Origin of the sequence: Klebsiella sp. R445, assembly GCF_051131755.1 — a bacterium.
GTDB classification, from domain to species: domain Bacteria; phylum Pseudomonadota; class Gammaproteobacteria; order Enterobacterales; family Enterobacteriaceae; genus Klebsiella; species Klebsiella lignicola.
The window spans coordinates 3,490,383-3,512,746 of sequence record NZ_CP180446.1 but is presented as its reverse complement, the minus strand read 5'-3'; the positions used below and the strand labels follow the sequence as shown (position 1 = coordinate 3,512,746).

At 60.6% G+C, this 22,364-nt stretch carries 24 protein-coding genes; 17 read left to right on the top strand and 7 right to left on the bottom strand.

Annotated elements, in window-relative coordinates; all coding sequences use genetic code 11:
- Positions 1 to 553: 553 nt before the first annotated feature.
- From ACMYSN_RS16380 to acpT, 17 genes are read left to right on the top strand one after another with little or no spacing between them, the layout of a single operon-like run.
- On the top strand, positions 554 to 1,276 hold the full coding sequence (locus ACMYSN_RS16380) for a beta-ketoacyl synthase chain length factor (protein WP_462495512.1): 723 nt from the start codon (positions 554 to 556) through the stop codon (positions 1,274 to 1,276).
- The gene (locus ACMYSN_RS16375) at positions 1,273 to 2,088 is read left to right on the top strand and encodes a lysophospholipid acyltransferase family protein (protein ID WP_462495511.1); all 816 of its coding nucleotides are present in this window, start codon (positions 1,273 to 1,275) and stop codon (positions 2,086 to 2,088) included. Before ACMYSN_RS16380 ends, ACMYSN_RS16375 begins: the two co-directional genes overlap by 4 nt.
- Positions 2,069 to 2,326 (top strand): phosphopantetheine-binding protein, encoded by a 258-nt coding sequence (locus tag ACMYSN_RS16370; RefSeq protein WP_123757266.1) that lies wholly within the window; start codon positions 2,069 to 2,071, stop codon positions 2,324 to 2,326. The genes ACMYSN_RS16375 and ACMYSN_RS16370 overlap by 20 nt, the downstream gene beginning before the upstream one ends.
- A gap of 10 nt (positions 2,327 to 2,336) precedes the next feature.
- Positions 2,337 to 2,588: an acyl carrier protein gene (locus ACMYSN_RS16365; protein ID WP_462495510.1), complete on the top strand. Its 252-nt coding sequence runs from the start codon at positions 2,337 to 2,339 to the stop codon at positions 2,586 to 2,588.
- Positions 2,589 to 2,593: 5 nt separating this feature from the next.
- On the top strand, positions 2,594 to 3,175 hold the full coding sequence (locus ACMYSN_RS16360) for a COG4648 family protein (protein WP_462495509.1): 582 nt from the start codon (positions 2,594 to 2,596) through the stop codon (positions 3,173 to 3,175).
- Positions 3,172 to 4,530 (top strand): class I adenylate-forming enzyme family protein, encoded by a 1,359-nt coding sequence (locus tag ACMYSN_RS16355; protein ID WP_462495508.1) that lies wholly within the window; start codon positions 3,172 to 3,174, stop codon positions 4,528 to 4,530. Before ACMYSN_RS16360 ends, ACMYSN_RS16355 begins: the two co-directional genes overlap by 4 nt.
- On the top strand, positions 4,517 to 4,870 hold the full coding sequence (locus ACMYSN_RS16350; RefSeq protein ID WP_462495507.1) for an ApeI family dehydratase: 354 nt from the start codon (positions 4,517 to 4,519) through the stop codon (positions 4,868 to 4,870). The genes ACMYSN_RS16355 and ACMYSN_RS16350 overlap by 14 nt, the downstream gene beginning before the upstream one ends.
- Complete coding sequence (locus ACMYSN_RS16345; protein WP_462495506.1) at positions 4,861 to 6,552, top strand: glycosyltransferase family 2 protein; 1,692 nt, start codon at positions 4,861 to 4,863, stop codon at positions 6,550 to 6,552. The genes ACMYSN_RS16350 and ACMYSN_RS16345 overlap by 10 nt, the downstream gene beginning before the upstream one ends.
- 3 nt (positions 6,553 to 6,555) lie before the next feature.
- Positions 6,556 to 6,978 carry an acyl-CoA thioesterase gene (locus tag ACMYSN_RS16340; RefSeq protein WP_462495505.1) on the top strand — a complete coding sequence of 141 codons (423 nt, stop codon included), beginning with the start codon at positions 6,556 to 6,558 and terminating at the stop codon, positions 6,976 to 6,978.
- Positions 6,975 to 7,580, top strand: a complete 606-nt coding sequence (locus ACMYSN_RS16335; protein ID WP_462495504.1) for a LolA family protein — start codon at positions 6,975 to 6,977, stop codon at positions 7,578 to 7,580. Before ACMYSN_RS16340 ends, ACMYSN_RS16335 begins: the two co-directional genes overlap by 4 nt.
- A complete protein-coding gene (locus tag ACMYSN_RS16330) occupies positions 7,549 to 9,873 on the top strand; it encodes an MMPL family transporter (RefSeq protein ID WP_462495503.1) in 2,325 nt (774 codons plus the stop codon). The genes ACMYSN_RS16335 and ACMYSN_RS16330 overlap by 32 nt, the downstream gene beginning before the upstream one ends.
- Positions 9,870 to 10,454, top strand: coding sequence for a DUF3261 domain-containing protein (locus tag ACMYSN_RS16325; protein ID WP_462495502.1), 585 nt, complete (start codon positions 9,870 to 9,872; stop codon positions 10,452 to 10,454). The genes ACMYSN_RS16330 and ACMYSN_RS16325 overlap by 4 nt, the downstream gene beginning before the upstream one ends.
- Position 10,455: 1 nt before the next feature.
- Positions 10,456 to 11,625, top strand: a complete 1,170-nt coding sequence (locus ACMYSN_RS16320; RefSeq protein ID WP_462495501.1) for a beta-ketoacyl-[acyl-carrier-protein] synthase family protein — start codon at positions 10,456 to 10,458, stop codon at positions 11,623 to 11,625.
- The gene (locus tag ACMYSN_RS16315; protein WP_462495500.1) at positions 11,622 to 12,098 is read left to right on the top strand and encodes an ApeP family dehydratase; all 477 of its coding nucleotides are present in this window, start codon (positions 11,622 to 11,624) and stop codon (positions 12,096 to 12,098) included. Before ACMYSN_RS16320 ends, ACMYSN_RS16315 begins: the two co-directional genes overlap by 4 nt.
- Positions 12,095 to 12,826: a 3-ketoacyl-ACP reductase FabG2 gene (locus tag ACMYSN_RS16310; RefSeq protein WP_462495499.1), complete on the top strand. Its 732-nt coding sequence runs from the start codon at positions 12,095 to 12,097 to the stop codon at positions 12,824 to 12,826. The genes ACMYSN_RS16315 and ACMYSN_RS16310 overlap by 4 nt, the downstream gene beginning before the upstream one ends.
- Complete coding sequence (locus ACMYSN_RS16305) at positions 12,823 to 14,052, top strand: beta-ketoacyl-[acyl-carrier-protein] synthase (RefSeq protein ID WP_462495498.1); 1,230 nt, start codon at positions 12,823 to 12,825, stop codon at positions 14,050 to 14,052. The genes ACMYSN_RS16310 and ACMYSN_RS16305 overlap by 4 nt, the downstream gene beginning before the upstream one ends.
- 1 nt (position 14,053) lies before the next feature.
- Positions 14,054 to 14,623 (top strand): 4'-phosphopantetheinyl transferase AcpT, encoded by a 570-nt coding sequence (gene acpT / locus ACMYSN_RS16300; RefSeq protein WP_462495497.1) that lies wholly within the window; start codon positions 14,054 to 14,056, stop codon positions 14,621 to 14,623.
- On the opposite strand, the gene arnF is transcribed toward acpT, so the two are convergent.
- Genes arnF through arnB form a run of 7 tightly spaced genes read right to left on the bottom strand, consistent with a single transcriptional unit; the run spans position 14,613 to position 22,000 of the window.
- The gene (arnF, locus tag ACMYSN_RS16295; RefSeq protein ID WP_462495496.1) at positions 14,613 to 15,008 is read right to left on the bottom strand and encodes a DMT family transporter; all 396 of its coding nucleotides are present in this window, start codon (positions 15,006 to 15,008) and stop codon (positions 14,613 to 14,615) included. The two genes, acpT and arnF, sit on opposite strands and share 11 nt — an antisense overlap.
- On the bottom strand, positions 15,008 to 15,346 hold the full coding sequence (arnE, locus tag ACMYSN_RS16290; RefSeq protein ID WP_462495495.1) for a 4-amino-4-deoxy-L-arabinose-phosphoundecaprenol flippase subunit ArnE: 339 nt from the start codon (positions 15,344 to 15,346) through the stop codon (positions 15,008 to 15,010). The genes arnF and arnE overlap by 1 nt, the downstream gene beginning before the upstream one ends.
- Positions 15,343 to 16,998 (bottom strand): 4-amino-4-deoxy-L-arabinose lipid A transferase, encoded by a 1,656-nt coding sequence (gene arnT / locus ACMYSN_RS16285; RefSeq protein WP_462495494.1) that lies wholly within the window; start codon positions 16,996 to 16,998, stop codon positions 15,343 to 15,345. Before arnT ends, arnE begins: the two co-directional genes overlap by 4 nt.
- Positions 16,995 to 17,897, bottom strand: a complete 903-nt coding sequence (arnD, locus tag ACMYSN_RS16280) for a 4-deoxy-4-formamido-L-arabinose-phosphoundecaprenol deformylase (protein WP_462495493.1) — start codon at positions 17,895 to 17,897, stop codon at positions 16,995 to 16,997. The genes arnT and arnD overlap by 4 nt, the downstream gene beginning before the upstream one ends.
- The gene (gene arnA / locus ACMYSN_RS16275) at positions 17,894 to 19,879 is read right to left on the bottom strand and encodes a bifunctional UDP-4-amino-4-deoxy-L-arabinose formyltransferase/UDP-glucuronic acid oxidase ArnA (RefSeq protein WP_462495492.1); all 1,986 of its coding nucleotides are present in this window, start codon (positions 19,877 to 19,879) and stop codon (positions 17,894 to 17,896) included. The genes arnD and arnA overlap by 4 nt, the downstream gene beginning before the upstream one ends.
- On the bottom strand, positions 19,876 to 20,859 hold the full coding sequence (arnC, locus tag ACMYSN_RS16270; protein ID WP_462495491.1) for an undecaprenyl-phosphate 4-deoxy-4-formamido-L-arabinose transferase: 984 nt from the start codon (positions 20,857 to 20,859) through the stop codon (positions 19,876 to 19,878). Before arnC ends, arnA begins: the two co-directional genes overlap by 4 nt.
- Position 20,860: 1 nt before the next feature.
- Positions 20,861 to 22,000: a UDP-4-amino-4-deoxy-L-arabinose aminotransferase gene (gene arnB, locus ACMYSN_RS16265; protein ID WP_462495490.1), complete on the bottom strand. Its 1,140-nt coding sequence runs from the start codon at positions 21,998 to 22,000 to the stop codon at positions 20,861 to 20,863.
- Positions 22,001 to 22,364 lie beyond the last annotated feature (364 nt).

Below are 22,364 nucleotides of genomic sequence, written 5' to 3'. Positions count from 1 at the left end.
ATGATCAACACCGCCCGACAGAAAACAACGTTGAATTCGCGATCGCTATTTGCCTGGGGTTTTATTTTGACTGAGGATATTCAAGACCTGTGGTTATGGCTTCATGAGTAAGTACTCAAGCACTCATTCTGACTAAAAATAGGGGCAGCGAGAGTGAATTCGGCATTCTCCTATGTATTCATCTGCCTGCCGCGGCAATTTATGGTGCAAATGTCAGAGAGTAGCCATCGGCCTGTTGATGGAATAACGGAATATCGCTGTCAGCTGCGAATAATTGCCATAATAAATTGCACTGGCATGCGAAAATAATGAAAATACGCGCTGACTTCACTACCTAATTTGCCAGGCGGTGAATATGCCTGCCACTATGCCCTCACTCTGCACTGAGCAGCAGATATCCGGTCGGCAGAAAAAGCGGAGCGCTAAAAATCCTGGCTGGTAAAACGCCGTTGGTTCAGACGTTAGCCATACTGTATTCGCGGGCCAGAAGAAAATACAAAGCGGCGTTCAAAAAACGTCGCTGGAATCACCGGTTTATCGCGGATGCGCGTTGATGAAATTCTCACTAAACATAGTTGACTGGCAGGGCAGAGCCCCTGGGCTTAGCGAAACAGCACAGTGGCAGCAATGGTCACGGCAGCCGCACGCCATCGATCCGGCAGCGCCGCAGGCAAAATTAAGTGAATTACCGATGATGGCCGCCAGACGACTCAGTTCGGGGAGCAAGCTCGCCGTGGAGTGTGGACTGGCAATGCTGCACCGTCATCACATCGACGCCGTGCTGTACACCAGCCGTCACGGTGAACTGGAGCGCAACTATCGCCTCCTCCACGCTCTGGCGACGGGGCAGGATATCTCTCCTACCGACTTCGCGCTTTCGGTACACAACTCGGCGGTGGGCAATCTGACCATTACCGCCCAACATCCGATTACCTCCTCTTCGCTCTCCGCCGGACGGGACTCCTTCCAGCAAGGGTTATGCGAAGTGATGTGCCTGCTGAACGCCGGCTATCAGCGGGTGCTGATGGTGGATTTCGACGGTCACCTGCCGGAGTTTTACCATCCGCAGCTGGCCCCTACCATGCCCACCTGGCCCTACGCGCTGGCGCTGGTGATTGAGGCCGGTGACGCGTGGCGCTGCGCCACGACAGGCGACGTGCGCGACGAAGAGCCTGACCTGCCGCAAAGCCTGCTGTTTTTACAGCACTATTTGCAAGACCACGCCGACTTTACTCTGCCGGGCGAACGCCTGCAGTGGCGCTGGAGTCGCGCATGAGCGGCATTATGCAGGGCGTAAACCGGGTCTGGCGCGGCGCCATGACCGGCGTCTGTTTCGCCCTGTTTGGGCTCGGTGGATTAGTGCTGTCCCTTATCTGGTTCAACCTGCTGCTGGTGGTGGTGAGGAATAAAGCCCGCCGCCGCCGTCTGGCACGACGCAGCATCGGGGCCAGCTTCCGCCTGTTTTTAACGGTGGTCCGAGCCGTCGGCGTGCTGGACTACCGTATTGAGGGCGAGGCGATTCTGCGTCAGGAACGCGGGTGCCTGGTGGTCGCCAACCATCCCAGCCTGATTGATTATGTGATGCTGGCATCGATCATGCCCGAGACCGACTGCCTGGTGAAAAGCACGTTACTCAACAATCCCTTCGTTAGCGGCGTGATCCACGCGGCGGACTATTTGATCAACGACCAGGCTGATTCGCTTCTGCCCGCCAGTCAGCAGCGTCTGCAGCAGGGCGATACCATCCTGATCTTTCCTGAGGGCACCCGTACCCGCCCCGGCGAGAAAATGACATTACAACGCGGCGCGGCCAATATTGCCGTGCGCTGCGCCAGCGATGTGCGGATCGTGACGATCCGCTGCAGCGAGCACATGCTCGGTAAGCAGTGCAAATGGTACGATGCGCCGCCAACCAAACCGCTGTTTACCATTGAGGTACGCGAGCGGGTAGATATAAGCCAGTTTTACGATGCCAACCTGCATGAACCGTCCCTGGCGGCCAGGCAGCTAAACCGGCATCTTTTGCTCCAGTTACAATCAGGGACTACGCCTGGTTCAGGAATTAATGATGCAAGCGCTCTATCTTGAAATTAAAAAACTCATAATAACTACGCTGAATCTGGACGAACTGTCGCCTGACGACATCGACACCGATGCAGCACTCTTTGGTGATGGACTCGGTCTGGATTCGATTGATGCCCTGGAGCTGGGGCTGGCGGTGAAAAACCAGTATGGCGTAGTGCTCTCTGCCGAAAGCGACGAGATGCGCCAGCACTTTTTCTCCGTTGCTACCCTGGCCGCCTTTATCCACGCTCAACGAACCTGAGGCACGTACCATGACTGAACCCCAAAATATTTACGCAGAAGTCTCGGAACTGCTGGTCAAACTGTTTGAAATCGATCCCGAAGACATCACGCCGCAGGCGCGTCTGTACGAAGATCTCGAGCTGGACAGCATTGACGCGGTCGACATGATCGTCCACCTGCAAAAGAAAACCAGCAAGAAGATTAAGGCCGAAGAGTTTAAAGCCGTGCGCACCGTGCAGGATGTTGTTGATGCGCTAGAACGTCTCTCCCGAGAAGCCTGATCCGCATGTCGGAGGCCTTTTCGCGTCGGGGGATACCGCTGCTGACGAATCTGCTGCTGCTCGCCTGGCCTGGGTTAATCTGGCTGGGTCTGGCGCATAACAGTCTGCACTGGCTGCTTCCGGTGATGGCGCTGTTGCTGTTTTTACGCTTCTATCAGACCCGGCGTCAGGCCGGGCCTCTGCGCATCGTCACCCAGGTGGTGGCGCTGGCCGGTATCACGCTGTGTATGGCCAGCTATGTGCTGAAAACGCACCAGCTGCTGCTGTTTTACCCGGTGGTGGTCAACGCCGTGATGCTGACCATTTTCGGCGGTTCGCTGTGGTCGGCGATGCCGATCGTTGAACGCCTGGCGCGCCTCCAGGACCCTCAGCTTCCCACCACGGCTATCCGCTATACCCGCCGGGTCACGCAGATCTGGAGCCTGTTTTTTATCGCTAACGGCGGTATCGCCCTGTTCACGGCGCTGCATGGCGATATGGTGCTGTGGACCGCGTGGAATGGCATGATCGCCTACCTGCTGATGGGGACGCTGATGGCGGGAGAGTGGCTGGTACGCCGCCGGGTCATTAAGCGAGACGCCGCATGAACGCGCCACTGCCCATCTCCCGCTGGCTGAGCGCCTCGCGCCCCGCCGATACCCTCATCGCCTGGCAAGGTCAGCAACGCTGGACGGTCGACCACCTGCGCCATGATGTCGCGCATTGGGTCGCATGCCTGGCCCGGCAGCAGGGCCAGCGCTGGGCGCTGTGCTTCGACGACAGCTATCTGTTTCTGGTGGCGCTGCTGGCCACCCTGCACGCTGGCAAAACGCCGGTGATGCCGGGGCACAGCCGCGTTTCACTGCTGAATGAACAGCGGGCGCTGTTTGATGGCCTGCTCAGCGATAAACCCCTCGGCTGGAACGGTCCGGCGTTGACCATCAGCAGTTCACCGCAGGAGCCGGCGCATACCCTCGCGCTACGCGATATCGCCAATGACGCCTGCGTAGAGCTGTTCACCTCCGGCTCGACGGGGCAGCCGAAGCGGGTGATCAAGCCGCTGGAGTGCCTCGACCGCGAAGCCGCCCTGCTGGCCGCGCACTTTGGCGAACGGCTGGCCGGCTGCCGCATTATCGCCTCGGTGGCGCCCCAGCACCTGTACGGCCTGACCTTCCGCCTGTTTTTACCGATGGCGCTTGGCCTGCCGCTGCACGCCACGACGCTGAACTACGCCGAACAGCTCAGCGCCCTCAATCCGCAGCATCGTTATGTGTTTATCAGCAGCCCGGCGTTGTTAAAACGTCTGGATGCCCGGCTGACGCCACCGCCGGTGGAGCTGATTGTCTCCGCCGGGGGCCAGCTGGCGTGGCAGGATGTTACCCGCACGGTCGGCTGGCTTAAACGCTGGCCGGATGAGATTTACGGCAGCACCGAAACCGGCGTTCTGGCCTGGCGTTTTCGCGATCGGCCAGACGGCGACTGGCAGCCGCTGCCCGGTGTCAGATTTATGCCACAAAACCAGGCATTCCGCGTATTTTCACCGCTGATAGCCGAAGAAGACGGCCTGTTACTCGATGACAGCCTGCAGTTCACCGCCAACGGCCATTTCCAACTGGCAGGCCGCCGTGGACGGGTCGTGAAGTTAGAAGAAAAGCGCATTTCGCTCAGCGACATTGAACAGCGCTTGCTGGAGCTGGAAGGCATTCGCGACGCGGTCGCGCTGCTCGTGACCCGCGGCGGTCGCCAGAATATCGGTGTCCTGCTGGTGCTGGATGACCACACCCGCCAGACATGGCAACACGCCAGCAAAACCCTTGAACAAACGTGGCGACGGGCGCTGCGCCCGACGCTGGAGCCGGTTGCCATCCCCCGCTACTGGCGCGTTACCGACGACATACCGGTCAACAGCATGAACAAGCGTGTCTATGCGCAATTACAGGAGTTGTTTCTTGAAACCCCGTGAAATTGAACGCCATCAGGCACAACCCCAGCAGGTGGAGATTGTCCTGCATCTCGACCCGGACCTGCAGTGGTTCCGCGGTCATTTTGCCGTCCAGCCGCTGCTGCCCGGCGTCGCACAACTGGACTGGGTGATGCATTATGCCACCACGTTGCTGGCACCAGGCTGGCGGTTCCAGAGCATTCAAAACGTTAAATTTCAGGCGCCGCTGTTGCCGGAGAGCACCGTCACCCTCAGCCTCAGCTGGCAGCCCGAACGCCAGATAGTGGCCTTCAGCTATCAACGCCACGATGGCGAGGCGCGTCATACCGCCAGCAGCGGGAAGATCCGCCTATGTCGCTAGTCTTCAAGCCCTGCGTGGTGATCCCTTGCTACAATCACGGTGCCATGATGACGCAGGTGATTGCCCGCCTGCAGCCTTTCGCGCTGCCCTGCGTCGTCGTCGATGATGGCAGTGACGCTGCAACCCGCGAGGTCCTGGCACAGCTGGCCCTGCAGGAACCGAACCTGACGCTGATCCGCCTGGCGGAGAACGCCGGCAAAGGCAGCGCCGTGATCCTTGGTCTGCAGGCCGCCGCGGACGCCGGGTTCAGCCATGCCGTGCAGGTGGATGCCGACGGCCAGCACGCCATTGAAGATATTCCCCGGCTGCTGGCACAGGCGCAGGCGCACCCTACCGCGCTGATCTCCGGCCAGCCCATTTACGACGACTCCATTCCCCGCTCGCGGCTGTATGGCCGCTGGATAACCCATATCTGGGTGTGGATTGAAACCCTCTCGCTGCAGCTGAAAGACAGCATGTGCGGCTTTCGCGTCTATCCGATTGGCCCAACGTTGCAGCTGGCGCAGCGCGTGGCGCTGGGCAAGCGGATGGATTTCGATACCGAAGTCATGGTGCGCCTCTACTGGCAGGGCCATGACAGCTATTTTGTCCCGACCCGGGTCACCTATCCCGCCGACGGGCTGTCTCATTTCGATGCCCTGAAGGACAATTGCCGCATCTCGTGGATGCATACCCGCCTGTTCCTCGGCATGCTGCCGCGCATCCCTTCCCTGTTGCTGCGCCGCCGGGCGACCCACTGGGCGCGCCAGGATGAGGTCAGGGGATTATGGGGAATGCGTCTGATGCTGCTGGTGTGGCGTCTTCTGGGCCGCAACGTATTCTCATGGCTGCTCTATCCGGTGGTCGGCGTGTACTGGCTGACCGCACATCGCGCCCGGCGTGCCTCACAGGACTGGCTAGCCCGGGTCCGCGCACAGCTGACCGCCCGTCGGCAGCTGCCGCCAGCGCATCTCACCAGCTATCGCCATTTCCTGCGTTTTGGCGACGCGATGCTCGATAAAATCGCCAGCTGGCGCGGGGAGCTACGTTTCGATCGCGATGTTGTGTTTGCTCCCGGGGCCGAAGCCGCGCTCAATAGCGGCGCCCCCACCGGCAAACTGCTGCTGGCCTCGCACCTCGGCGATGTTGAAGCCTGTCGGGCGCTGGCGCAGCTGCAGGGCGGTCAGGTCATTAACGCGCTGGTGTTTAGCGATAACGCCCGCCGTTTTAAGCAGATCATGGAAGAGATGGCGCCGCAGGCCGGGGTAAACCTGATTCCGGTCAACGATATCGGCCCGGAAACCGCCATGTTGCTGAAAGAGAAGCTGGAGCGTAACGAGTGGGTGGCTATCGTCGGCGACCGCATCGCCGTGACGCCCCAGCGCGGCGGCGAATGGCGCGTCTGCTGGAGCGAATTTATGGGCCAGCCGGCCCCCTTCCCGCAGGGGCCGTTTATTCTGGCCGCCATTCTGCGTTGCCCGGTACAGCTTATTTTTGCGCTACGCCAGCAGGGCAAGCTGCATATTCACTGCGAACCCTTTGCCGATCCGCTGGTGCTGCCGCGGGCTGAACGCCAGGCGGCCCTGCAGGAGGCGGTCGATCGCTACGCGCAGCGCCTGCAACACTATGCGCTCCAGTCACCATTGGACTGGTTCAATTTTTTCGATTTCTGGCGGTTGCCGGATGCCAAAGAGAAGGAGTAAAGGGTGCTTAACGATCCCCGTTTTACTGCCGAGGTAGAGCTGACCATCCCGTTTCACGACGTCGATATGATGGGCGTGGTGTGGCACGGTAACTACTTTCGCTACTTCGAGATTGCCCGCGAGGCGCTACTCAACCAGTTTAACTATGGCTACCGCCAGATGAAGGAGTCCGGCTACGTCTGGCCGGTGGTGGACACCCGCGTGAAGTACCGCGATGTGCTGACCTTTGAACAGCGTATCCGCGTGCGCGCCCGGCTCGAAGAGTATGAAAACCGGCTGCGCATCGGCTATGAGATTTTCGCCGCCGACAGCGGCAAACGCACCACCACCGGCTACACCATTCAGGTGGCGGTCCATGAGCAGAGCCGCGAGATGAGCTTTGTCAGCCCGGATATTCTGTTCGAGCGCATGGGGGTGAAGCCATGAAATGGTGGCCTCTGCTGGCGCTGCTGCTCAGCCCGCTGGTCAGCGCCCTGACGCTGGACGATCTTCAGCAGCGCTTTACCGAACAGCCGGTGATCCGCGCCCACTTCGATCAAACCCGCACCATCAAGGATCTGCCGCAGCCGCTGCGATCCCAGGGCACGATGTTGATCGCCCGCGACACCGGTCTGCTGTGGGATCAAACCACGCCGTTCCCAATGCAGCTGCTGCTGGATGATAAACGGATGGTCCAGGTGGTCAACGGCCAGCCGCCGCAAACCATCACCGCCGAAAACAACCCGCAGATGTTCCAGTTTAACCACCTGCTGCGCGCCCTGTTCCAGGCCGACCGCCGCGTGCTGGAGCAGAATTTCCGCGTCGAATTTAGCGATAAGGGCCAGGGACGCTGGACCCTGAGCCTGACGCCGATTACCACGCCGCTGGATAAGATCTTCGCCACCATCGATCTGGCCGGGCAGACCTATCTCGACCACATCCAGCTCAATGATAAACAGGGCGATCGCACCGACATCACGCTATCGCAACATCAACTGACTCCCGCGCACCTGACCGATGACGAACGACAACGATTTACCGCACCGTAACCGTCGGAGCATTGCGCTGCTGTGGGGACTCGTCTGCCTGCTGATGCTGGGGGTGTTGTTGACGCTGCTTCCGCAGTCACGCATCAACAGCAGCGTGCTGGCCATGCTGCCGAAACAGACCCTGGGCGCCATTCCGCCGGCCCTCAACGAAGGCTTTACCCAGCGCCTTGACCGGCAGCTGGTCTGGCTGGTGAGCTCCGGCAAGCAGGCTGACCCGCAGGTGGCGCAAGCGTGGCTCAGCCTGTTGCAACAGTCCCACGCGCTGGCGGAGGTTAAAGGTCCGATGGATGCCGCCAGCCAGCAGGCCTGGGGCAGCTTCTTCTGGCAGCACCGCAACGGGATGATCGACTCCGAGACCCGCGCCCGTCTGCAAAACGGCGGCGGTACGCAGGCGCAGTGGGTGCTCTCCCAGCTCTATTCCGCCTTCTCCGGCGTCAGCGGCAAAGAGCTGCACAGCGATCCGCTGATGCTGATGCGCGGTTCGCAGTTGGCGATGGCGAAAAACGGCCAGCGCCTGCAGCTGAAAGAGGGCTGGCTGGTCACCCAGGATGCTCAGGGAAATCACTGGTATCTGATCCACGGCGAACTGGCCGGTTCCTCTTTCGATATGCAGCAGACACACCGCCTGGTGACCACCCTTTCCGGGCTGGAGCAGACCTTCAAAGCGCGCTACCCGCAGGCACAGCTGCTGTCGCGCGGGACGGTCTTCTACAGCGACTACGCCAGCCAGCAGGCGAAGCAGGATATTTCCACGCTCGGCATCGCCACGATACTCGGCGTGATGCTGCTAATCATCGTGACCTTCCGCTCGCTGCGACCGCTGGTGCTATGCCTGATTTCCGTGGGTATGGGTGGGCTGGCGGGCACCGTCGCCACGCTGCTGCTGTTCGGCGAACTGCATCTGATGACGCTGGTGATGAGCATGAGCATTATCGGTATCTCCGCCGACTATACGCTCTACTATCTGACGGAACGGATGGTCCACGGCCACGAGAGCACGCCGTGGCAAAGCCTGGCCAAAGTACGCAGCGCGCTGCTGCTGGCACTGCTGACCGCGGTGGTGGCCTATCTTATTATGATGCTCGCCCCGTTCCCCGGCATTCGCCAGATGTCGGTATTTGCCGCCGTCGGGCTGAGCGCCTCCTGCCTGACGGTAATTTTCTGGCATCCGCTGCTGTCTCGCGGATTGCCGGTTCGCCCGGTTCCAGCCATGGTGCCGATGCTGCGCTGGCTGGCGGCATGGCGGCGCAGTAAAAAACTGTACCTCGGCCTGCCGCTGGTGCTGGCGCTGGTGTCGCTGGCCGGTATCGCCACGCTGCGTATCGATGACGATATTTCGCAGCTGCAGGCGCTGCCGCCGCAGATTCTGGCCCAGGAAAAGGCCATCGTGGCCTTAACCGGCCAGAGCGTCGACCAGAAATGGTTCGTTGTCTACGGGGCGACCCCGCAGCAAACCCTTGAGCGGCTGGAAGCTTTTGTCCCGGCGCTTGAACAGGCCAAAAAACAGGGGACGATCGCCGGGTATCGCACGCTGCCACTCAATTCGCTGGCCCGCCAGCGCCAGGACCTGGCGCTGCTAAAGGCCGCAGTCCCGGCGCTCAGCCAGGCGCTGCAGCAGGCCGGCGTGCAGACGGTTAATGTCGATCTTAACGCCATGCCGGTCACGGTTGAGGACTGGCTTGCCAGCCCGGCCAGTGAAGGCTGGCGCCTGCTGTGGCTGACTCTGAAAGGCGGGGAAAGTGGCGTCCTGATCCCGGTTGACGGCGTGAAAGAAAGCGCGGCATTGCAGGCGCTGAGCGAGCAACAGCCCGGCGTGGCGTGGGTCGACAGGAAAAGCACCTTTGACGGCCTGTTCGCCCTCTATCGTCATATTCTGACGGGGCTCCTGGCGGTGGCGCTGGCGGTGATCGCCTGCGGCGCGATGCTGCGGCTCGGCTGGCGCAGCGGGCTGAAAAGTCTCGTGCCGTCAGTGCTGTCGCTCGGCTGCGGGCTGGCGGCGCTCAGCCTGAGCGGCCACTCCGTGAATCTGTTCTCCCTGCTGGCGCTGGTGCTGGTGCTGGGGATTGGCATCAACTACACGTTGTTTTTCAGTAACCCTCGCGGTACGCCGCTGACGTCGCTGCTGGCGATTATTCTGGCGATGATGACTACCCTGCTGACCCTGGGCATGCTGGTCTTCAGCGCTACCCAGGCCATCAGCAGCTTCGGCATTGTGCTGGTCAGCGGTATTTTCACCGCCTTCCTGCTGTCACCGATGGCGATGCCCGGTAAAAAAGAGAAAAAAAGACGATGATCACGCACAGACTGTGGCGCGCCGCCGCGCTGGTTGCCACCCTTATCCTTGCCGGGTGCAGCCACTCACCAAAACCGCAGGACGGCCGTCCCCAGGCCTGGCTGGAGCCGGGGACTCGCGTCACCTTGCCGCCGCCGGGGATTGCGCCGCCGCTGAGCGCCCAGCAGCTGCTGACCGGGCGTTTTCGTGGCCAGACCCAGTCACTGCTGGTGATGCTCAATGCCGACGACCAAAAAATCACCCTCGCCGGCCTCTCGTCGGTGGGGATCCGCCTGTTTCTCGTCACCTACGATCAACGCGGGCTGCGCGCCGAACAATCGATCGTGGTGCCGCAGCTGCCGCCCGCCAGCCAGGTGCTGGCGGATGTGATGCTCAGCCACTGGCCGATAGCCGTCTGGCAGAAGCAGCTTCCGGCCGGCTGGACCCTGACCGACAGCGGCGATCGCCGGGAACTGCGTAACGCGCAGGGCAAGCTGGTTACGGCTATCGTCTATCTGAACCGCCAGGGGAAACGCATGCCCATCAGCATCGAGCAACTGGCCTTTAAATACCACATCACCATGCAATATCTGGGTGACTGAGATGATCTATATTTCTGCAGTCGGCATGATCAATGCGCTCGGCAACGACATGGACGAAATCGCCGCGAACCTGACGCGCGGCGTGGCACCGGGGATGCAACCGCGCACCGGTTGGCTACGGGGAGTCCCCGAGGCCGTATTCGGTGGCGTGGACGCCACCCTGCCGGCGATCCCGGAGCGCTTTGCCGCCCACCGCTCGCGCAACAACCAGCTGCTGCTGGCGGCGCTGGCGCAGATCCGTCCCCAGGTTGACGAGGCCATCGCCCGCTTCGGCTACGACAGAGTGGCAGTGGTGCTCGGTACCAGCACCTCCGGACTCGACGAGGGGGATATTCACGTTGACCGCACCCTCAACGGCCGCGCCAGCAGCGACTGGCAATACCCGCAGCAGGAGCTGGGCGATCCGTCGCGCTTCCTGAGCCACTGGCTGGCGCTGGACGGCCCGGCGTTTACCCTCTCCACCGCCTGCTCCTCCAGCGCCAGGGCCATCATCAGCGGACGACGGCTGATTGAAGCCGGGCTCGCCGACGTTGCCATCGTCGGCGGCGCCGATACCCTGAGTCGGATGCCGGTGAACGGTTTTCACAGCCTCGAGTCGCTCTCCCCTACGCGGTGCCAGCCGTTTGCCCGCGACCGCAACGGGATCACTATCGGTGAAGGGGCGGCGCTGATGCTGCTCACCCGCGAGCCGCAGCCTGTTGCGCTGCTGGGCGTCGGCGAGTCAAGCGATGCTCACCATATTTCGGCTCCGCATCCCCAGGGAGAAGGGGCGATCCGCGCCATTACCATGGCTCTCGACGATGCCGGCATCGGCGCGGATGACGTGGGCTATATCAACCTCCACGGCACCGCGACTCCGCTGAACGACCGGGTAGAGTCGCAGGTTGTACAGGCGCTGTTCGGGGATCGCGTACCGTGCAGCTCCACCAAACACCTGACCGGGCATACCCTCGGCGCCGCCGGGATTACCGAAGCGGCCATCGCGATGCTGATTTTGCAGCGCGACCTGCCGTTACCGCCCCAGGACTTCACGCTGTCGCCGCGCGACCCGGCGCTGGCAGACTGCGGTCTGATCACCACCGCGCAGCCCCTTGAGCGCCCGGCGATCCTCTCCAACTCATTTGCCTTTGGCGGCAATAACGTCAGCATTCTGCTCGGGAGATGTTCATGAGCCACTATCTGCCCCCCGGCGACTATCTGCCCCATGACGCGCCGATGCTGCTGCTCGAAGAGGTGCTGGAAGTCACCGAAGAGACCGCCACCTGCCGCGTCGGGGTGAACACCTCAGGGGTGCTGGCACCGTTTGTCGATAGCGACGGCAACCTGCCCGGCTGGTTTGCGCTGGAGCTGATGGCACAGACCGTCGGCGTCTGGTCAGGCTGGCATCGCCATCAACACCAGCAGGAGAGCATCGCCCTCGGGATGGTGCTCGGTGCCCGGGAACTGGTCTGCGCCGCCGGTATTTTGCCTGCCGGATCCACGCTGACGATCGCCGTCACGCTGTTAATGCAGGATGACCGTTTTGGCAGTTTCGACTGCACTATCGCTGATGGGGATACAACGCTGGCGACGGGCCGCGTAAACACCTTCCAGCCCACCCCAGACGAGTTAACGACGCTGTTTAATCAGGGAGAGAAACCATGAGCCGTTCCGTATTAGTGACCGGTGCCAGCAAGGGCATCGGCCGGGCCATTGCCTGCCAGCTGGCGGCTGACGGCTTTGTCGTCGGCGTCCATTACCACCGCGATGCAAAGGGGGCGCAGGAGACGCTGGAGACGATCCTCGCCGCCGGCGGTGCAGGCCGCCTGCTAAGCTTTGATGTCGCCGAACGCGAGCAGTGCCGCGAGGTGCTGGAGCAGGATATCGCCGCCCACGGCCCGTGGTATGGCGTGGTGAGCAACGCCGGTATTACCCGCGACGGCGCCTTCCCGGCGCTGAGCGACAACGACTGGGATGCGGTGATCCACACCAATCTCGACAGCTTTTATAACGTCATTCAGCCCTGCATTATGCCGATGATTGGCGCCCGCCAGGGTGGGCGGATCATTACGCTGTCCTCGGTATCCGGGGTGATGGGCAACCGCGGGCAGGTGAACTACAGCGCCGCCAAAGCGGGCATTATCGGCGCCACCAAAGCGCTGGCTATTGAACTGGCAAAACGCAAAATTACCGTCAACTGCATTGCCCCCGGCCTGATTGACACCGGCATGATCGCCATGGAAGAGGCCGCCCTCAAAGAGGCGATGTCGATCATCCCCATGAAACGCATGGGCCAGGCCGCAGAAGTGGCCGGACTCGCCAGCTATTTAATGTCGGATATCGCGGGCTACGTCACGCGCCAGGTGATTTCCATCAACGGAGGCATGCTATGACTCACCGCGTCGTGATTACCGGTATGGGAGGCGTGACCGCCTTTGGTGAAAGCTGGCAGGCGGTGTCTGCCCGGCTGCGCGCTTACAAAAACGCCGTGCGCGCCATGCCGGAGTGGAAAATCTATGACGGCCTGCATACCTTGCTCGGGGCGCCGATCGACGATTTCAGCCTGCCGGAACACTATACCCGCAAGCGGATCCGCGCCATGGGCCGCGTGTCGTTGATGTCCACCCGCGCCAGCGAACTGGCGCTGGAGCAGGCCGGACTGATTGGCGATGCGGTGCTGACCAACGGCGAAACCGGCATTGCCTACGGCTCCTCCACCGGCAGCACCGGCCCGGTCAGCGAGTTCGCCACCATGCTGACGGAGAAGCACACCAATAACATCACCGGCACCACCTACGTGCAGATGATGCCGCACACCACCGCGGTCAACACCGGCCTGTTCTTCGGCCTGCGCGGACGAGTGATCCCCACCTCCAGCGCCTGCACCTCCGGCAGCCAGGCGATTGGCTACGCCTGGGAAGCCATTCGCCACGGCTATCAGACGGTGATGGTCGCTGGCGGCGCAGAGGAGCTGTGCCCGTCTGAAGCCGCGATCTTCGATACCCTGTTCGCCACCAGCCAACGCAACGACGCCCCGGCCACCACGCCGTCGCCGTTCGACGAGCAGCGCGACGGGCTGGTGATTGGCGAAGGCGCCGGTACCCTGATTCTCGAAGAGCTGGAGCATGCCAAAGCCCGGGGAGCGACCATTTACGGCGAGATCGTCGGTTTCGCCACCAACTGCGATGCCGCGCATATTACCCAGCCGCAGCAGGAAACCATGCAAATCTGCATGGAGCAGTCGCTCAGGATGGCGGGCTTAAACGCCCGGGACATCGGCTACGTCTCTGCACACGGCACGGCAACCGACCGCGGCGATATCGCCGAAAGCCAGGCCAGCGCCGCGGTGTTTGGCAACAACGTGCCGATCTCGTCGCTGAAAAGCTATTTTGGCCACACCCTCGGGGCCTGCGGGGCGCTGGAAGCGTGGATGAGTCTGCAGATGATGCGCGAAGGCTGGTTTGCCCCGACGCTCAACCTGCGCCAGCCGGACCCACAGTGCGGTGAGCTGGATTACATTATGGGAGAAGCCCGCTCGCTGGACTGCGAGTTCCTGCAGAGTAATAACTTCGCCTTTGGCGGGATCAATACCTCCATCATCATTAAGCGCTGGCCCTGATATGTATCAACTGTACCTGCGGAAAATCTCGCCGTTCAGCGCCCAAACCCTGCCGCCTGAGATCGTGGCTCAGGCGCCACAGGGCGCGCGCCGCGCAAGCTGGCTGGCCGGTCGCGCCCTGCTGGCGCAGGCGATCTCACCGCTGCCAGATATCATCTACTCCGCGCAGGGCAAACCGGGCTTCGCCGGCACCGCCACGCGCTGGTTTAACCTCAGCCATAGCGGCGATGATATTGCGCTGTTGATTAGCGATGAAGGAGAAGTGGGCTGCGATATCGAAGTGGTTCGCCCACGCCAGAACTGGCGCCGACTGGCGAATGCGGTCTTTAGTATGGATGAGCATGCGGAGGTGGAAGCGGAACCGCCGGAGCAGCAGCTCAACGCATTCTGGCGGATCTGGACGCGGAAAGAGGCCATGGTGAAGCAGCGCGGCGGCAGCGCCTGGCAAATCGCCAGCGTCGACAGCACCCGCCACCCAACGTTGTCGATCAGTCAGATTCAGCTGGATGGCCTGAGCCTTGCGGTGTGCACGCCGACGCCGTTTGTTGTGGATGCCACGCTTATTCTTTGAGAGACGCCGGGCGTTTTAGCGGCCAGAAGATGGTCAGCACCCCGGCGATGATCAATAGCACCCCCACCAACGCCCGCCAGTGGAACGGTTCATGCCAGCCGGGAAGCCAGATTGCCGCCGCCCACACCACAATGTAGCTGAGGCTCAGCAGCGCATAGGCTTTGGCGAGCGGCAGCCGGTGCAGGGCAAAGTACCAGCAGATCATCGACAATAAATAGCCGCTCAACCCCAACAGCAGGCTCCAGGTACCGGGGCGCAGATGGAGCAGATGGCTGAGAAACGCCATCAGGTCGCTCAGCGGCGGCAGCGCAACCATCGCGCCGCGCAGCAGCAGCTGCGCCACGCTGACCAGCCCGACGCTGAATAATGCCCAGACCAACCCCATCAGACGCTGCTCCCCAGGATCACGATCCCGACGACAATTAGCCCCACGCCAGCCCAGTGACGCGGCGCCACCGGTTCACGCCAGAGCCCCCAGGCCGCTAACGTCACCCAGACAAAATTGAGGCTCAGCATCGGATAGGCCACGCTCACCGGGATGGATTGCAGGACGCTCAGCCACAGCAGCAACCCGCCGCCAAGCGCCAGCAGCGCCAGCCCCAGCCAGCCGAGAATATGGCGACCGCGTCGCCGGGATTTCGACGGGCGCGTCGCCTGTTTCTGGCACAGCTGGCCTGCACAGCTTAACAGGCTCGCCAGTGCCAGACAGATCCAGGTACTCATTGCGGTAAATACTGAAGAAACACGACCCGCTCTAACACATACACGTTGTCAGGTTTCGGGAGGGGTAAATCAGCCATGTTCTCTCCTTTATCCATCAGCAGCACCAGCGATACCGGCCCCTGCTGACGATGGGCCGCCAGCCAGTCGGCAAAGTCACGCTGGCTGACGAAACTCTGCTGCGCATCCGCCCAGCTTAAGCCGTACTTCAGCTCGCCCTGCTTGCCATACATGATGATATCGCTGCGCTTCAGCTCCCACGCCAGCCCCGCGGCAATACCGACGTTATTACTCAACACGTAGCGGCTGGGCGCCAGCGACTCGCCTACGATATCCACCATAAACTGCGGCTGTTTGCTATCGATCACCCGGTCCGGAATAGCGAAGCCAATCAACAGCGCCAGCCCCAGCGGACAGCAGGCGGCTAAGGTCCAGCGACGACCGTTATCTTTCATCGCCAGCCAGCCCATCGCTGCCCAGACCGCAAACGCGATGGCCGCCAGCAGGCATTTATACAGCTCAATCTGGTTCCAGACCGGCTTATGCATGACGCCCCACGGCGACACCACCAGCACCGCCACCAGACCCACCAGGCCGAAAATCAGGTTGATGAGACCGTTAATCCGTAACGCTTTGGCCCCGGCTTTCGCCGCATCCAGCCCATAGCGTGCCATCAGGATCGACAGTGGCGCGAAGCACGGCAGGATGTAGGTCGGCAGTTTGCCTTTCGCAATACTGAAAAACAGCAACGGCATCACCACCCAGCCGAGCAGATACAGTGCCCCACGCGCCTCATCGCGCTCGCTCCAGCCACGCTGCAGCGCGCCGGGCAGCAGCGCCAGCCACGGCAGGCTCCCGGCGATCAGGAACGGAATGTAATACCAGAACGGCGCCTTATGCTGGGCGTCTTTCTCAGCAAAGCGCTGAATATGCTCCACCCAGAAGAAGTAGCGCCAGAAATCCGGCTCACGGTTGGCGATAGCCAGCCCCCAGGGCAGCACCATCAGAATGCAAACCCCTACCGCCAGCCAGCCGTAGGTCAGCACCTCACGCCAGCGTTTACGGGCGACGATCCACGGCAGGACTCCGACCACCGGCACCGCCAGCGCGAGGAAACCTTTGGTCATCACCCCCATGCCGCAGGCCACCCCCAACAGCGCATAGCCGGCTATTTTGCCGCCTCGGGTCTGCGCCTGAGCGGCGCCCCAGAAACTGCACATCGCCAGGGCCATCCACAAGGTGATCATCGGATCCAGCACCGCATAGGTGCCAATGCTGTACACCAGCAGCGCGGTCAGGAAGATCACCCCGGACAGTATCGCCACCCGCTTATCCCGCCAGATGCGCCACGCCAGCCACGCCATCAGCAGCGCGGTGACGCTAATCGAAAATACCGACCCAAAGCGCACGCCGAAGTTATTGTGACCAAACAGCCACTGCCCGATGCTGTTCATCCAGTATCCGGCAATGGGTTTTTCAAAATAGCGCAACCCAAGAAAATGCGGCACCACCCAGTCACCGGATGCCAGCATTTCACGGCTGATTTCCGCATAGCGCGTTTCATCCGGCTGCCAGAGCAGGCGGAAATTGAGCGGAAGTAAATAATAGAGCGCAAATAGCACCCCTAAAGCGACGCTATAACGAAGGCTTTTCATACGTCCTGACTCAATAATTGTTCACGCCCAAGCCAGCCTTCCCGGCCAGCCAGTTCACCACGCACCACTTTCCCCAACGGCAGCGCGCTAAAATCAGCGGGCAGCAGCTGGCTCAGCGGGCAAAACTGGATTTCTTCTTGCGCGGCCATCGTCAGCAGTTCATCAAACTGCCGGGCAAAGGCAATACCTTCCACTTCGGCATGAATGGTGTAGACCGGCGTGCCGCGATCCTGGTGGATCCTGTCCAGAAGATAGCGGTTGAAGCCCGCGGCGTCGACGCAACTGCCGACCACTTCATCCCAGGTCGGCAGCGTCACCGGGATCTGCACGGTGCCCGTCGCCTTGTCGCCCAACAGCGGCAGGAACGGACGGGTTCCCCGACAGTCGCTGTTGAAGAGGAAATTGCATGACTCTTTGGCTTTGATCACCCGCTGATCCGCTCGCCAGCCCGCGACGGCGGAACAGGTGACCGAACGGCCGATGATCCGCTCCAGCTCCAGCAGGCCACGTTCGATCTCCAGCGCCAGACGTTCCTGCGGCCAGACGCCGCTCCATGCCTGCCAGCTGTAGTGGTCCCAGGCATGCAGCCCCACTTCATGCTGCTGGGCCGTCGCACGGATCACCGCTTCATTCCCCGCGCCAATCCGCCGTCCGGGCCAGGCGGTCCCGGCCAGCAGAATGTCCCAGCCGTACAAAGAAGCGGCGTTGGAACGCAGCATCTTCCACAGAAACTTCGGTTTAATCAGGCGCCATAAATGACGCCCCATATTGTCCGGCCCCACGCTAAAAAAGAAGCTTGCCTGAATCCCATGCTGGCCCAGCAGGCTCAGCAGGCGCGGCACCCCGTCCCGGGTACCGCGAAAGGTATCGACATCTATGCGTAAGCCGACCTGTTTCATGATGTCTTGTCGTCCACCAGTTCAACGGTGCGCAGGAAGAAGTCCAGCGTATGTTCCACGGTCTCTTCCATCGGCACGCCTGGCGCCCAGTTCAGGCAGCGTTTCGCGTTGCGAATGCTCGGCTTACGGTGCTCAACATCCTGATAGCCTTTGCCATAGTAGTCGCTGCTCTCGACATCACGGAAACCGGCGAACGGCGGGAAGTTGCTGCGCAGCGGATGACGCTCGAAGCATCCCAGCAGCATCTCCGCCAGCTCTTTGATACTGGCTTCGTTATCCGGGTTGCCGATGTTGATAATCTGCCCGTCGCAGTGGCCGTCTTTGTTCTCGATAATACGGAACAGGGCTTCAATCCCGTCGCTGATGTCGGTGAAGCAGCGCTTCTGCTTCCCGCCTTCGATAAGCTTAATCGGCGAGCCTTCAACCAGGTTGAGGATCAGCTGCGTGATGGCGCGGGAGCTACCGATACGCGCGGCGTTGAGGTTATCCAGACGCGGTCCCATCCAGTTGAACGGACGGAACAACGTGAAGCGCAGGCCGGATTTATCACCGTAAGCCCAGATCACGCGGTCAAGCAGCTGTTTCGAGACCGAGTAAATCCAACGCTGTTTGTTGATCGGGCCAACAACAAGATTAGAGCTGTCTTCGTCGAAGTTGTTGTCAGTGCACATACCGTACACTTCTGAGGTCGACGGGAAGATAATGCGCTTATCGTATTTCACGCAATCGCGGATAATCTTCAGGTTCTCTTCAAAATCCAGCTCAAACACGCGCAGCGGATTGCGGGTGTATTCGATCGGCGTCGCGATAGCCACCAGCGGCAGCACCACGTCGCATTTCTTAATGTGATACTCGATCCACTCGGAGTGAATGCTGATATCGCCTTCAACAAAGTGGAAACGCGGGTTGCCGAGGAAACGGCTAATGGCGTCAGAACTGATATCCAGGCCATAGATTTCGTAGTTATCGTCCTGCAACAGACGCTCGGTCAGGTGGTTACCAATAAAGCCGTTGACGCCGAGGATCAGCACCCGGGTGCGACGCTTAATCGCCACCACCGGTTTGCTGCTCAGTACCGCGCCACAGACCAGGCCCAGCGCCTGAGCCAGTTGGGCGCCCTGCATGTAAACGCCGCGTTCGGTTTGCCCGGTCAGGATCTCCAGGGCGCCATCCTGGCAGGCCACCACCAGCGGCGCGGCGGAAATCACCGTCCCTGGTTTCGCCGCCGCCAGATCGTGGCGCACGCGGGACTTCCAGACGATAAATTTGTTTGCCCCGGCGTAACCGAAAGCGCCAGGCCACGGGTCGGAAACGGCACGCACCAGATTGTGCAGCGTCAGTGCCGGTTTATCCCAGTCGAGACGGCCATCTTCCGGCGTGCGGCGGCCCACGTAAGTGGCCTGGCTCTCGTCCTGCGCCCGCACCTCGGCATTGCCCGCCCGGATCGCAGGCAACGCCTGACCCAGCAGGTCTGATGCCGCGGTGCACAGTTTACGGTGCAGGGTCAGCGCAGCGTCATCCGCGCCAATCGCCACCGCCTGCTGTGCCACGATATCACCCGCATCGGCACGATTGACCATCCGGTGCAGGGTGACGCCGGTTTCGGTTTCCCCGTTCACCAGCACCCAGTTCAACGGTGCGCGGCCACGATATTTCGGCAGCAGGGAACCGTGTAGGTTGAAGGCCCCTTGCGGCGCCAGGCTGAGGATCTCATCGCTCAGCAGATTGCGGTAATAGAAAGAGAACAGCACGTCCGGATTCATGGTACGGATACGTTCAATCCACAGTGGATGGTTAACATCTTCTGGTGCCCACACCGGGATACCTTGCTCAGCCGCAATACGCGCCACCGAGCCAAAGAAGTGGTTTTCGCCAGGGTTATCCGGATGGGTAAAAATAGCGGCGATGTCATAGCCAGAATCCAGCAGAGACTGAATACCTGCACACCCCATATCGTGATAAGCGAAGACTACGGCTTTCATGAACGATCTTCCTCTTGAGACGCCGTTTCCGGCTGACGAATAACACGTTGAATAAAGTAGCGGGGACGGGCGCGAACATCGTTATAGATGCGGCCGATATACTCCCCGAGCAGGCCCATGCCGACAAACTGCGCGCCGATAAACATAAACAGCACGGCAAACAGCATGAACACCCCTTCCGCCGCCCACTGCGGGCCAAACACCAGCCGCAAGAAGACCAGCAGGAAGGCAAAAGCAAAGCCCAGCAGGGCGATGACGCTGCCAAAAACGCTCAGCAGACGCAGCGGCGTGGTGGTTAAACAGGTCACCAGGTCGTACATCAGGTTAATCAGGCGCATAAAGCTGTATTTCGAATCGCCAAATTCGCGTTCCGCGTGCATCACCGGGATTTCAACCGCCCGGCGGGCAAAGGTATTGGCCAGAATCGGGATAAAGGTGCTGCGCTCATGGCAGTTGAGCATCGCGTCGATAATGTGGCGGCGATAGGCGCGCAGCATGCAGCCGTAGTCGCCCATCGCTTTGCCAGTGGTGCGTTGGATCAGGCGGTTGATCATCTTCGAGGCGCTTTTGCGAAAGAAGGTATCCTGGCGATTCTGTCGAACCGTACCGACCACGTCGTAGCCTTCATCGGCCTTCGCCACCAGCCGCGGGATCTCTTCCGGCGGGTTTTGCAGGTCGGCATCGAGGGTAATAATCAGGTCGCCGGTCACATGGCTGAAACCGGCCATAATCGCCGAGTGTTGGCCGTAGTTGCGGTTAAGCAACACCGCCACCACGTGGCTGCCTTCGGCTTCGGCGGCGTCGGTCAACATGCTGGCAGACTCATCGCTGCTGCCATCGTCCACCAGCAAAATTTCATAGTCGCGGCCCAGCGTCGCACAGGCGGCATCGGTACGGCGAATCAGCTCGGGCAGGCTTTCCTGTTCGTTATAAACCGGAATGACCACCGAGACCTTTTTCACGGGAGGGTAAGTAAACATATCAACATCCTGACAGCTGGTGCAGCGCGGAAATGACGCGAGTGACATCGTCATCGGTCATGTCCGGGAACAAAGGGAGTGAACAGATGCGCGCGCTGTTCCATTCCGTATTCGGTAAGGACAGCGTCGGGAATCGTTCACGGTAGTATTTTTGGGTGTGCGCGGCGCGAAAGTGCAGCCCGGTACCGATGCCCATGGCTTTCAGTTTTTCCATTAACTCATCGCGGCCGATCCCGCAGGTGGCTTCATCCACGCGGATAATAAACAGATGCCAGGCGTGCTGGTGCTGCCACGCCGGTACCGTCAGCGGTTTGAATGGCGTATCCGCCAGTTCGCGCAGGTAGCGTTGGGCAATCTCGGTACGACGCTGGTTGGCATGGGCGAGTTTATCCAGTTGAACCAGCGCCAGCGCGGCGTTGATATCGGCCAGGTTGTATTTGAAACCTGGGGTAATCACTTCCGCCTGCGGCGCCCGGCCGTGGGTCTGGCGGTCATAGGCGTCAACGCCAAGGCCGTGGAACTTCAGGCTGCGAATACGCGCGGCCAGTTGGTCATCATCGGTGACAATCAGCCCGCCTTCGGCGCAGGTCATGTTCTTAATGGCGTGGAAGGAGAAGATCGCGCAGCCGCGCTCCCCCACGTGGCGCCCCTTGTAGTAGGTCCCCGCCGCATGCGCGGCATCTTCGATAACCGGGATACCGTGGCGCTCCGCTACCGCGCGGATGGCGTCGATATCGGCGGGGGCTCCGGCATAATGCACCGGAATAATCGCTTTGGTCTGCGGGGTGATCGCCGCCTCAACGGCCTCCGGGGTAATCATCAGGTTGTCGCGGTCGACGTCAATCATCACCGGCGTCGCACCCAGCAGACAAATCATGTTCAGCGTGGAAACCCAGGTCTGTGACGGGGTGATCACTTCATCGCCCGGGCCAATACCCAACGCCATCAGCGTGACGTGCATGCCGCCGGTCGCCGAGCTGACCGCCACCGCGTGACGGTTGCCGGTCAACGCGCAGAAGGCCTCTTCCAGCGCCTGGTTTTTCGGCCCGGTGGTGATCCAACCCGATTGCAAAACTTCACGCAGCGCAGCCAGCTCTGCGTCACCCATCGACGGGCGCGAAAACGGCAAAAATTCGCTCATCATTTTCCTGTTAGGTATATGACCCATTGCTGATTGCGGGTCTGATAGAAAAAATATCCTGCGCCAGCGGACTTAAACAAAATGAAAATGGACGCACTGCAATGTCACATTTCATTCCAGGGTATTCGATATTATTAAATCTAGACGGGGTTGCTTAGGATAATATTAAGAAATTAATATTATTTGATGTGATATTCATAATTCATTGTTTTTAAATGAAATATACATGAAAAATGAGAAGGAAAAACAACGAAATGAGGCGCCTGACTGCACCAAAAGCAGACGCCTGTCGGTATAAAGTAAACAAACATTAAACGGCGAAACAATAGATGAGGTTTATTTCTCAGTCCGCGGGAAATAAAGT